This window comes from Saccharomonospora azurea NA-128 (genome assembly GCF_000231055.2).
Classification (GTDB): Bacteria; Actinomycetota; Actinomycetes; order Mycobacteriales; family Pseudonocardiaceae; genus Saccharomonospora; species Saccharomonospora azurea.
On sequence record NZ_CM001466.1, the window covers coordinates 1,934,716 to 1,945,815 of the forward strand.

The window sequence follows — 11,100 nt, forward strand, 5'->3', positions numbered from 1 at the left end:
ACGTGCCGACAACGCTGACCACGCCATCGAACCGCCCCCGGGTCGTCACAGCGAACCTGGGCGAGATCCGGCCGGTTCGACACACCACGCGCCGCGACTCCGGCGCACATCGGGAAGGGAACGGTTTGCCGAGCACGCAGAGCCCTGTCGACATCCCCATGTCGACGACGGAGCCCCGCACGGACGCCGATCGCGAGCTGGTGGAACGCTTCGAACGCGACGCCATGCCGCTGGTCGACCAGCTCTACTCGGCGGCGATGCGGATGACGAGGAACCCGGCGGACGCCGAGGATCTCGTGCAGGAGACCTACCTCAAGGCGTACGCCGCCTTCTCCTCGTTCAAGAAGGGCACCAACCTCAAGGCGTGGATGTACCGCATCCTCACCAACACCTACATCAACGGTTACCGCAAGCGGCAACGCCAGCCGGTGCAGCAGCCCACCGACGAGATCACCGACTGGCAGCTCGCGCAGGCGGAGAGTCACACGTCGAAGGGCCTCCGTTCTGCCGAGGTCGAGGCGATGGACAAGCTGCCCGACACGGATGTGAAGGCCGCGTTGCAGCAGCTCCCGGAGGATTTCCGGCTCGCGGTGTACCTTGCCGACGTCGAGGGCTTCGCGTACAAAGAGATCGCCGAGATCATGAACACCCCCATCGGCACGGTGATGTCGCGCCTGCACCGTGGCCGGGGCCAGCTACGGAAGCTGCTCGCCGACGTCGCCAGAGAACGGGGTTTCATCCGCTCTGGGCAGCAGCGGGAGGTGGCGCGTCGATGACGGTCCGCGACGAATCGAACGGCGCCGAGCACGTCGACTGCGACGATGCTCTGGCGGAGATCTACCTGCTGCTCGACAAGGAGTGCACGCCCGAGCGTGACGCCGAGCTACGCAGGCACATCGAGGACTGCCCCCCTTGTCTCGAGGAGTACGGCATCGACGAGCAGATCAAGCAGCTTCTCGCCCGCAAGTGCGGCGGCGAGCACGCGCCTGCCGAGCTCAAGAGCCGGTTGAAGGCGTCGATCCGGAACACGGTCGCCCAACGCTCCGGTACGACGGTGTCCGAGACCCACGTCGTGATCGAACGCACGACGGAGCCGCCGACGGCGTGAGTCGGTCGCCGCGGCGACGGCTACGACACGAGGGGGCGCAGCACGCGGGTGAGCCACTCCGAGGCGGCCCGTGCCACGGCGTCGAGATCCGCTTTCAAACTGTGATCGCCGGGCACGGTCACGATCTCGTGGTGCGGTCCGGGCCGAGGACTGCCGAAGGGGTCGCGCTCGCCCTGGACGACGAGTGTGGGCACACCGACGGCGTCCAGCTCGTGCTGGCGGCTCTTCTCGGGCTTGCCCGGTGGGTGCTCGGGGAAGGCGAGACACAGGACGGCGTCGGCTCCGCCGGCTTCCGCCGTGCGGCAAGCCACCCTCGCACCGGACGATCGACCACCGAAGACGAGCGGGAGCTCCTCGAACGTCGTCGCGGCGAGCTCGGCGGCGACGGCCAACCAGGCGGCGTCGAGCTGCTTCGCCGGTGCGGGCGCGCGCCGGCCCGCCACCCGATACGGCTGCTCCACCAGCGCGACATGGACGTCGGCGGCACAAGCCGCCCGCGCCACGGCCACCAGGTCCGGCGCGTCGATGCCACCGCCCGCCCCATGCCCGAGCAGCAGACCCGCGACGCCCTGGTCCGCCGAGTGCAACGACACGCGGGCGAGGCCGTGCGGTGTCTCGATGCGGGTCGTCATGACGGGTTCGGCAGCTCGAACAGCGCGGCGTCGAGGTCGGTGGCCTCGGGCTCCACCCGCTCGATCAGCTCCGGGCCGTTGTTGCGGACGTTGTTGACCTTCGTCGAGATGGGCCGCAGCTCGAGCTCGTCGAGCCAGTCTCGGTCGGGCGGGGTGAGCAGGTCGGTGGCGTCGGTCCGCGACGGATCGAGCCAGTCGGCCCAACGGGCCTCGGGCAACACCAGCGGCATGCGGTGGTGGATGTCGGCGAGCTGCCCCACCGCGTCGGTGGTGATGATCGAGAACGTGATCAGCGGCAGCGCGTCCGGGTCCCCACTCGGGTCCCGCCACGTCTCCCACAACCCGGCGAACGCCAGCGACGACGAGTCGCGCGTGGTCATGTAGTACGGCTCCTTGGGAGCCTTGCGGCCACCGCCGTCGACCGCCTTCCACTCGAACCAGCCGTCGGCGGGCACGAGGCAACGCCGCCGCGACAGCGCCTTGCGGAACGCCGGCTTCTCCGTCGCCGTCTCCGCCCGAGTGTTGATCATCCGGTTGCCCACGGACGGGTCCTTGGCCCAGAACGGCACGAGTCCCCACCGCATCATCCGCAGGCTGCGCACGGCGGGCTCGTCCTCCAGCACCGTGCCGTCGGCGTCCCGGGGATGGCGTTCGACGACCGTGGGCACGTGTTTGGTCGGCGCGACGTTGTAGTCGGCGCGCCCGGCCTTGCCCTCGGTGCCGTCCACCGCGTCGAACTCCCGCATCAGAGTGGCGGGGTCCTTGGTGGCGGCGTAACGGCCACACATCGGTATCGGCCTCCCTTTCCCTCTGCTGCCGGGGCCCCGCTCGCCATCGTGGCACGGTTGCCCGGCCGTGGCGAACGCCGTGGGGGATCATGGTGGACAGCGGACGACGTGCAGAGGAAGTGGGTGGCAGCGGTTTGGCCGGGAGGGACTGGCGCAGGCTCGACGAGAGCGATGTCCGGGTGCGGCCCGGGAAGGGCTCACGCCCGCGCAGCAAGCGCCGCCCCGCACACACCGACGCCGTCGCGGCCATGGTGGTGGCCGTCGACCGTGGCCGCTGGCGCTGCGCGATCGACGGCGATCCCCACCGCGTGGTCACCGCGATGCGGGCCCGGGAGCTCGGGCGCACGCCCATCGTGGTCGGCGACCGGGTGCAGCTGGTGGGCGATGTCAGTGGTCGACCGGACACGCTCGCCCGGATCGTGCGGGTGGGCGAACGCGACAGCGTGCTGCGGCGCACCGCGGACGACACCGACCCCTACGAGCGCGTGGTCGTCGCGAACGCCGAGCAACTGCTCATCGTCACCTCGCTGGCCGATCCGGCCCCTCGGACCGGGTTCATCGACCGGTGCCTCGTGGCCTGCTACACGGGTGGGCTCGAACCGGTGCTGTGCCTGACGAAGGCCGACCTGGCCGCACCCGACGACCTCCTCGACTCCTACGCGGACCTGAAGGTCCCGTTCGTGGTGACCCGTCACGACGGCGACATGTCGGAACTCGTCGACCTGCTGCGCGACCGGGTCTCCGCGCTGGTCGGCCACTCCGGCGTCGGCAAGTCCACGCTCGTCAACCGCGTCGTGCCCGACGCCGACCTCGCCACCGGAGAGGTCAGCGCCATCGGCAAGGGCAGGCACACGTCGGTGAGCGCGATCGCCCTCCCGCTGCCCGGTGGGGGTTGGGTCGTCGACACTCCCGGGGTGCGCTCGTTCGGCCTGGCGCACGTCACGCCCGACGAGGTCGTCGCGGCGTTCCCCGAGTTCGCCGAGGCCGCCGAGGAATGCCCGCCCCACTGCGGACACCTGGGTGCACCCGACGACCCGGACTGCGTGCTGGACGACGTCGTCGCCTCGAACGGCGCGCGCGCGACCCGGTTGGCGTCGCTGCGCAGACTGCTCGCCTCCCGATCCGGAACGGAGTCCTGAGGTGGTCTGAACAGGGGTGTGTGAAATTCGTGAACTACAACATGGAACCCTGAGCCGGGGAGTCACGTCTGAGTGATGAACCACCAGGATTCATATCGATTGAGGGGATTTCCATGCGTACCTCTGTTCTCGCTGCCGGCGGCGTCGCGCTGGCCCTGGCGCTGACCGCTTGTGGTGGAGACGACTCGTCTGGCGGCGACGCCCTGACCGGCGGCAACGGAAACGGAGGCGCGTTCAGCGACCTGTCGTCCCTCGTCGCGTCGGCGCAGGAAGAGACCGCCAAGAGCAGCTCCTCCAAGTTCACGATGGAAATGAGCATGGGCGGTCAGACGATCACCGCCGAGGGCGAGGGGCGCTACTCGGGTGACGAGACCGCCATGTCCATGACCATGGACATGGCGGGCCAGTCCATGGACATGCTCTTCGTGGACAACGTCATGTACATGAAGATGCCCGAGGGCATGAACCCCGACCCCAGCAAACCCTGGATCAAGATGACGGCCGAGGACGCTGCCGCCCAGGGGCAGGACTTCAGCCAGATGAGCCAGCAGAGCGACCCGACGAAGACGTTGGAGCAGCTCCAGCAGGCCGGCGGGGAGATCAAGAACACCCAGGAGACCGAGGTCAACGGCGAGCAGGCCACGCAGTACACGATCGAGCTCGACCTGTCGAAGGCCGACGGCATGCTCGGTGGCGACGAGCAGGCCACGGCCTCCATCCCCGAGGGCACGATGATCCCGGTCGAGCTGTACCTGAACGGTGACAACCTGCCGCTCCGCGTCGAGATGAACATGGACGCGGTCGCGGAGGCCGTCGGCGCGCCGACCGGCGGCAAGATGGTCATGAACTACACCGACTGGGGCACCCCGGTCGACATCCAGGCGCCTCCGGCCGACCAGGTCGGCGAGATGCCGTCGTTCTGATCGACAGCTGAAGAACCGCCCCGAAGCCCTCACCGGCTCGGGGCGGTTCTTTTTTGTGCCGTTTCCGGTGTGCGATTCGTCGTCGAGCCGTAACACGAACCCGATCTTCGAGATCCGTTCTCTTGACACGATGGGAGAAATCAGACAGAGAGGACTCTCGTGCGCAAATTAGCTCTCGCCGCGGGCGGCATGGCCGTCGCCCTGGCCCTGACCGCCTGCGGTGGCGACGGGGACGACACCAACGGCCTGTCCGTCGGCGGAGGCGGAGGGACCTTCGGCGACCTGCAGCAGCTCGTCGCCTCCGTGGAAGACAAGGCCGAGCAGGTTCAGTCGGTCAAGTTCGATGCCGAGATGACGATGCTGGGCATGCAGTTCACGATGACCGGGCAGACCCGCATCGACCCCGACGACATCGCCATGAGCATGACCATGTCGATGGCCGGGGGCGAGCAGGAGATGCGGATCGTCGACGAGACCATCTACATGAAGGTTCCCGAGCTCGGCGAACCGGGTAAGTCGTGGGTGAAGCGCGACCTGAGCGAGGAGTTCGCCGAGCTCGAGAACGACGGCACGGCGGCAACGTTGTTGGAGAACAGCGACCCGCGCAAGACACTGGAGCAGTTCCAGGAGGCCGGCGGAACCATCACGAGCAGCGAAGCCACCACGCTCGACGGCCGGCCGGTGACGCGCTACACCCTGGAGATCGACGCGGTCGAGATGGCGAAGGCGTCCGGTGAGATCCCGGCCGAGATGATGCCCATGATGGAATCGCTCGGAACGATTCCGGCTTTGGTCTACCTCAACTCCGACGCTCTTCCCGTGCGCATGGAAGTCGAGATGGACATGAGCGCCATGCTGGAGGAAGCCGCCGAGGTGTCCGGTGAGGAGATCCCCGCCGAACTGAGGGACAACCCCGACATGCTCACGATGTCGATATCCCAGGACTACTACGACTGGGGAGAGCCGGTGACGATCGAGGCTCCCCCGGCCGACCAGGTCAGCAGCAAGCCCCTGGAAGACTTCTGACCGGCCTTCTCCAACGACGGACGAACCGCCCCGCGGCCTTCCCGGCCCGGGGCGGTTCTCGTTCGTCGTTCGGCGCTGTCAGCCCATGTGGGGATAGGTGATGTCGACCGGAGCGTCGAACGTCTCCTTGATGGAGCGGGGGCTCGTCCACCGCAGCAGGTTGAACATCGAGCCCGCCTTGTCGTTGGTGCCCGACGCCCGCGAGCCGCCGAAGGGCTGCTGGCTCACGATCGACCCGGTCGGCTTGTCGTTGACGTAGAAGTTGCCCGCGGCGTGCCGCAGCGCGCGGTGCGCCTGCTGAATCGCCTGCCGGTCGTCGGCGAACACCGCACCGGTCAGCGCGTACGGCGCCGTGGTGTCCACGAGGTCGAGCACGTTCTCGTACTCGCCGTCCTCGTACACCGTCACGGCGAGGATGGGACCGAAGTACTCGGTGGAGAACACCTCGTGCTTCGGGTCGTCCGACACGAGCACGGTCGGCTCGACGAAGTAGCCCACGCTGTCGTCACACCCGCCGCCCACGAGCAGCTCCAGGTGCGGGTCGCCGGGCACGCTCTCCAGCAGCGCACGGTGCTTCGCGAACGCCCTCGCGTCGATGACGGCACCGCCGAAGTGCGAGAAGTCCGTGATGTCGCCGTACGCCACGGTCCGCGTCAGGTCGGCCAGTCGTTCGCGCAGCCCACCGTTCCACAACGAGCGCGGCACGTACGCGCGGGAGGCCGCGGAGCACTTCTGGCCCTGGTACTCGAACGCACCGCGGACGAGGGCCGCCGTCAGCTTGTCGACGTTCGCCGACGGGTGCGCGACCACGAAGTCCTTGCCGCCGGTCTCCCCGACGATGCGCGGATAGCAGCCGTAGGTGTCGAGGTTGTCGGCGATCGTGCGCCACAGCAGCTTGAACGTCGCCGTGGAGCCGGTGAAGTGCAGCCCCGCGAAACCGGGATCGGTCAACGCGACCTCGCTGACAGCGGCGCCGTCGCCGGTCACCATGTTGATCACGCCCGGAGGCAGGCCCGCCTCCTCGAAGATCTGCATCGTGTAGTGGGCGGCCAGCTGCTGTGTCGGCGTGGGCTTCCACACCACCGTGTTGCCCATGAGCGCGGGCGAGCTCGGCAGGTTGCCCGCGATGGCCGTGAAGTTGAACGGGGTGATGGCCGTGACGAAGCCGTCCAGCGGCCGGTACTCCATGCGGTTCCACGCGCCCGGCACCGAGTTCGGCTGCTCCGCCAGGATCCGCCGCGCGTACGAGACGTTGAACCTCAGGAAGTCGATCAGCTCGCACGCCGCGTCGATCTCCGCCTGCTGCACCGACTTCGACTGGCCGAGCATCGTGGCGGCGTTGATCGTGTCGCGGTAGGGACCGGCGATCAGGTCGGCCGCGCGCAGGAACACCGCCGCGCGCTCGTCGAAGGGCAGCTCGCTCCACTCGCGGGCCGCTGCCTTGGCCGCGGCCACCGCGTCGGCCACGTCGTCGTTCGTCGCCTGCGCGCTCACACCCAGGACGTGTCCGTGGTCGTGGGGTTGCACGACATCGAAGGCGTCCCCGCCCGCCATGCGGCGGCGCCCTCCGATCGTCTGGGTCAGCTCGTGCTTGTCGCTCTCCAGCTCGGCGAGTTTCGCCTGGAGCGACTCCCGCTCCGCGGTGCCTGGGGCGTACGTGTGGACCGGTTCGTTGGCCGGTACCGGAACGGATGTCACAGCGTCCATGGTGTGTCTCGCTTTCCGTATCGATCCGCCTTGTGAGCGGTGCGCAGTGACATGGTTACATGAGTTCGAGCAGGAACGGCAGTTCTTGCAGCGCATACCAGGCGAGCTCGTGGTCCTCCACGTCCCCGAGGGCCAACTCGGCGTCCTCGTCCCCGAGGTCCGCGTCGTCGATCACCTCCGCGGCGGCCAGCACGGCCTGTTCGGCCTCCGGCGCGTCCACGTGCACGGCGGCGATCGCCGTCATCGCCACCGGACCCGACACCTTCACCACGGAATCGTCGAGGTCGGGACGCAGCGTCACGTCGTCGACGTCGGCCGACACCACCACCCGCCGCGGCGGTTCCTTGTCGCCCACCTCCACCGGGTCGCTGTCGGACGCGAGCAACCGCAGCGACGCCCGCGCGGCGTCGGTGAGTGCCGCGTACTCCAGTTCCTCGGTCGTGCCACTCGTGTAGGCCTCGCGCAGCGCCGGGGTCAGCGCGAACGCCGTCCCTCCCACGGGCGCCAGTTCCTCGGCATCCAGCAACTGCCGCAGCATGCCGATGGTCGCAGGCACGTAGATCCTCACCCGTTCGTCCCTTTCAGTTCCTCGATCGCTTCGGTCACCGCACCCGCGAGCACCGTGATGTCGGACAACGCCTTGCGGTCCCCGTTGAGTCCGAAGTAGACGTTTCCCTCGTACGACGTGATCCCCACCGCCAACGCCTGTTCCCTCGCCAACGGCAACACGGGGTAGATGCGCTCCAGCGGCGCCCGCCCCGCGTACAGGCGGTGTTGCGGCCCGGGCGTGTTGGCGACCACCACGTTGAACAGCCGTCCCGACAGCGAGTTCGCCGCCCGCGCCGCCAGCGAATACATCGTGGCGGGTGCGAACCCGCTCACCCGCACCATCGCCCGGGCCGCGACCGAGCGCCTGGCACGGACCTGTTCCGCCATGGCGTGCGCGATGTGTTGCAGTCGCAACACGGGATGCGGCTCCCCCACCGGAAGGTCGACCAAACACGGGTCGACCCGGTTGTCGAGCAGGCCGACCGAGGAGAACCCGACGTCGTCGGGTGCCCGCACTGCGAGGGGCGCGAGGGCCCGCACGGTCGCCGTCTGCTCCAGGGAGCTTCCCCGGGACAGCAGCCACTGCCGCAGGGCACCGGTGACGACCGCGAAGACCACGTCGTTGATCGTGCCGCCATGCCGCCGGCGGATGTCACGCAGGTCGTCGAGGGCCGCCGACGCACCCGCGAACACCCGGCCACCACTGACCCGCGCGTTCAGCGGGCTCCGCGGCGCCGGACGCACGAGGGAACGCACCGTCGTGGCGACATCGCCCGCCGTGTCGAGCGCCCGCTCGGCCGTGGTGGTCAGGTCGCGCGCGGCGCTGCGCACGTTGTCGACGATCTCTCCCGGCCTGCGGAGGCTGTCGGTGATCGCGTCGAGCAACAGCCGAGCGCGTCCCGGGCGGGACGACGGCGTCCACTCCGTCCACGGTGCTGCGCCCTCGGTCTCGTCGTCCGAGTCCGATCCGGTCGGTTCGGCGTCCAGGATCAGTTGCCCCAGGTCGAGGGTGGCGGTGCCGTCCACCAGCGCCTGGTGGTTCTTGGTCACCAACGCGACCCTGCCGTCCTCCAACCCCTCGACCACGTACAGCTCCCACAGCGGGCGGTCTCGGTCGAGGGGACGCGCCAGCAACCTGGCCACCAGCTCGAACAACTGCTCGTCGGTGCCGGGCGCGGGAAGCGCCGAGCGCCGCACGTGGTAACTGACGTCGAAGTCACCGTCCTCCACCCACACCGGCCGCGCGAGGTGCCCCGGGACCGACTCCACGTACTGCCGGTAACGAGGCAGGTAGGACAGGCGACGCGACACCAGAGCGAGCAGACGCGCGTAGTCGAAACCCGACCGCGGCCGACGCAGAACCGCGACACTCCCGACGTGCATGGGCACGAACGGTTCCTCCAGGTAGAGGAAGGAGGCATCCAGCGCGGACAGACGGTCGGCCATGACGCGATCCTGACAGAATCCGGGCTCGAATGCCTCCGTCCGCGCCCCCGCGCCGTGATGGGAGACTGACCCGGTGGGTGACAAGCAGGCGAGGTCGCCGAAGGACCGCTTCCTGACCGTGTACGGCCGCAAGCCCGTGCTGGAGGTCCTGGCCGACGAGACTCTCGACGTCGACAAGGTGATCCTGGCCGACACCGCTCGTGGCCCGGCCGCCGCCGAGATCCGCCGCGCGGCGAAGAACCGTGGCGTCGCCGTGCAGAGCGCGAGTGCGCACCGGGTGAAGGTGCTCGCGGGCAACGGGAAGCAGGACCAGGGCGTACTGGCCGACGTCGTGGCGCCGCGCATGCTGCCCCTGACGGCCGCACTCGACCGCAGTGCGCCGCCGTCGCCGCTGCTCGTCCTGGACGGCATCACCACACCCGCGAACGTGGGCATGATCCTCCGCACGGCCACCGCCGCCGGCTTGCCCGGGATCGTGGTCCCGCGGCGCGGCGTGGCGGCACTCGATCCACTGGTCGTGAAAGCGTCGGCGGGCGTGGCGTTTCGCGCGCCCGTGCTGCGGTGCGGCTCGGCCGAGGAAGCCGTGGAGCGACTCACCGAGTCCGGCTACACCGTGTACGCGTTGGGCTCGCGGGCCGGCGCCGAGGCCACACCGTTGTTCGACGTGGACGTCCCGTCGCGCGTGGCGTTCGTCCTGGGCGGGGAGACGGACGGGGTGAGCGAGGCGGTGTCGAACCTCGCGGCGGGCTGGGTGTCGATCCCGATGCCGGGTGACGTGGAGTCGCTCAACGTGTCGGCCGCCGCGGCGGTCGTGTCCTTCGAACTGGTCCGCCGCGGCCGGTGACCGTCACGCGCGTTGCGTCACCACGAGGTGTCCGCGCAGCGACTCCAGCGTCGCCACCACGGTGCCGGGGTCGGCGGGTTGCACGCAGAACTCCTCGTCGTCGCCGACCCGCACCCGATAGTTGATGTAGCGGCCCCAGTCGGTGTCGACGAAGTGCAGGGGTGTGCGCAGCGTCCGGTAGGTGCCCGCGGGATCGCGGTCGGCCACGTACAGTTCGCCTCCGCTGCTGGTCGGCCGCTCCATCACCTTCTTGATTTCGGCGATGACGCGGGCGACGGAGCGGTCGTGGTGTGTCCGCTCGAAGCCGTCCCGCAGATCGTCGGTGCGCACCACCCAGCGGGTTCCGCCGCCGGGTCCGACTTCGGGGAGGGCGCGGACGAACGAGGCGGACAGTTCGGTGTGGTCGATGGCGGTGAGGGTGACGTGGTCGCCTCGCCGCACGGCGAGCACGCCGAGCATGCCCCGCGACGCGGCGAGCGCGCTCCAGGTGGTGTCGTCCTGCGAGATCCACCCGAAGTACTCCAGTGACGCGCTGGTGAGCACCGGCAGCAGGTCGATGAAGTCGGGGTCGAGGCGGCCGCGACCGTCGAGCAGGCCCGCGGCCGCGAGTTCCTGGTGCAACGCCGACTGTGCCGAGTCGCGTTCTTCGCGCGGGTACCACATCGGCTCGGGCTGCAACGAGATGTGCAGTGCGCCGAGGCCCTCGCGTTCGGCGGCGGCGGCGAGGGCCCCGACGGACAGTTCCACGGTGTGGCTCACTGGCCGATCACCGGTGGGGCCGTCTTGCCGAGGTCGCCGATGAAGGCTTCGTCGGGGTCGTTCTCCTGCAGGTAGGAGGCGCGCTGGTGTTCCTTGTCCTCGTCGCCCTGCCCGCGGCCTCCGGCGGCGCCCATCGGCCCCATGCCCGCGCCACCGCGTGCGCCCGCCGCGCCACCGGC

General features: G+C 69.4%; 12 protein-coding genes and 1 pseudogene. 6 read left to right on the top strand and 7 right to left on the bottom strand.

The genetic code is table 11. The annotated features are described in order from the left end of the window. Nucleotides 1-158: 158 nt before the first annotated feature. Complete coding sequence (locus SACAZDRAFT_RS08730; RefSeq protein ID WP_005451826.1) at nt 159-776, top strand: sigma-70 family RNA polymerase sigma factor; 618 nt, start codon at nt 159-161, stop codon at nt 774-776. Continuing rightward, on the top strand, nt 773-1,108 hold the full coding sequence (gene rsrA, locus SACAZDRAFT_RS08735; protein WP_005440690.1) for a mycothiol system anti-sigma-R factor: 336 nt from the start codon (nt 773-775) through the stop codon (nt 1,106-1,108). The genes SACAZDRAFT_RS08730 and rsrA overlap by 4 nt, the downstream gene beginning before the upstream one ends. Before the next feature lie 20 nt (nt 1,109-1,128). Here the strand turns inward: rsrA and SACAZDRAFT_RS08740 are convergent, their stop codons facing one another. Both SACAZDRAFT_RS08740 and SACAZDRAFT_RS08745 read right to left on the bottom strand, forming a co-directional pair. Further along, the gene (locus SACAZDRAFT_RS08740; RefSeq protein ID WP_005440698.1) at nt 1,129-1,740 is read right to left on the bottom strand and encodes an alpha/beta hydrolase family protein; all 612 of its coding nucleotides are present in this window, start codon (nt 1,738-1,740) and stop codon (nt 1,129-1,131) included. Further along, nucleotides 1,737-2,528, bottom strand: coding sequence for an SOS response-associated peptidase (locus SACAZDRAFT_RS08745; RefSeq protein WP_005440706.1), 792 nt, complete (start codon nt 2,526-2,528; stop codon nt 1,737-1,739). Before SACAZDRAFT_RS08745 ends, SACAZDRAFT_RS08740 begins: the two co-directional genes overlap by 4 nt. A gap of 134 nt (nt 2,529-2,662) precedes the next feature. Here SACAZDRAFT_RS08745 and rsgA point away from each other — a divergent pair, with 134 nt between their 5' ends. From rsgA to SACAZDRAFT_RS08760, 3 genes are all read left to right on the top strand, one after another. Next, nucleotides 2,663-3,667 carry a ribosome small subunit-dependent GTPase A gene (gene rsgA / locus SACAZDRAFT_RS08750; RefSeq protein WP_037296170.1) on the top strand — a complete coding sequence of 335 codons (1,005 nt, stop codon included), beginning with the start codon at nt 2,663-2,665 and terminating at the stop codon, nt 3,665-3,667. 113 nt (nt 3,668-3,780) lie between these two features. Continuing rightward, a complete protein-coding gene (locus SACAZDRAFT_RS08755; RefSeq protein ID WP_005440711.1) occupies nt 3,781-4,590 on the top strand; it encodes a hypothetical protein in 810 nt (269 codons plus the stop codon). Between the two features lie 159 nt (nt 4,591-4,749). Beyond that, complete coding sequence (locus tag SACAZDRAFT_RS08760) at nt 4,750-5,616, top strand: DUF6612 family protein (protein ID WP_005440713.1); 867 nt, start codon at nt 4,750-4,752, stop codon at nt 5,614-5,616. 78 nt (nt 5,617-5,694) lie between these two features. Here SACAZDRAFT_RS08760 and pruA read toward each other — a convergent pair whose 3' ends face one another. Genes pruA through SACAZDRAFT_RS08775 form a run of 3 tightly spaced genes read right to left on the bottom strand, consistent with a single transcriptional unit; the run spans nt 5,695 to nt 9,318 of the window. Then, complete coding sequence (pruA, locus tag SACAZDRAFT_RS08765; RefSeq protein WP_005440715.1) at nt 5,695-7,323, bottom strand: L-glutamate gamma-semialdehyde dehydrogenase; 1,629 nt, start codon at nt 7,321-7,323, stop codon at nt 5,695-5,697. 55 nt (nt 7,324-7,378) lie between these two features. Beyond that, a complete protein-coding gene (locus SACAZDRAFT_RS08770; RefSeq protein ID WP_005451834.1) occupies nt 7,379-7,891 on the bottom strand; it encodes a DUF6912 family protein in 513 nt (170 codons plus the stop codon). Beyond that, the gene (locus tag SACAZDRAFT_RS08775) at nt 7,888-9,318 is read right to left on the bottom strand and encodes a WS/DGAT/MGAT family O-acyltransferase (RefSeq protein WP_005440719.1); all 1,431 of its coding nucleotides are present in this window, start codon (nt 9,316-9,318) and stop codon (nt 7,888-7,890) included. Before SACAZDRAFT_RS08775 ends, SACAZDRAFT_RS08770 begins: the two co-directional genes overlap by 4 nt. A gap of 73 nt (nt 9,319-9,391) precedes the next feature. On the opposite strand from SACAZDRAFT_RS08775, the gene SACAZDRAFT_RS08780 reads away from it, so the two are divergent. After that, on the top strand, nt 9,392-10,162 hold the full coding sequence (locus SACAZDRAFT_RS08780; RefSeq protein WP_005440721.1) for a TrmH family RNA methyltransferase: 771 nt from the start codon (nt 9,392-9,394) through the stop codon (nt 10,160-10,162). 3 nt (nt 10,163-10,165) lie between these two features. On the opposite strand, the gene SACAZDRAFT_RS23225 is transcribed toward SACAZDRAFT_RS08780, so the two are convergent. Further along, nucleotides 10,166-10,909, bottom strand: coding sequence for an ESX secretion-associated protein EspG (locus SACAZDRAFT_RS23225; protein WP_040927948.1), 744 nt, complete (start codon nt 10,907-10,909; stop codon nt 10,166-10,168). An 8-nt stretch (nt 10,910-10,917) separates the two neighbouring features. Then, a pseudogene (locus SACAZDRAFT_RS23230) lies at nt 10,918-11,100 on the bottom strand (hypothetical protein); the annotation flags it as partial.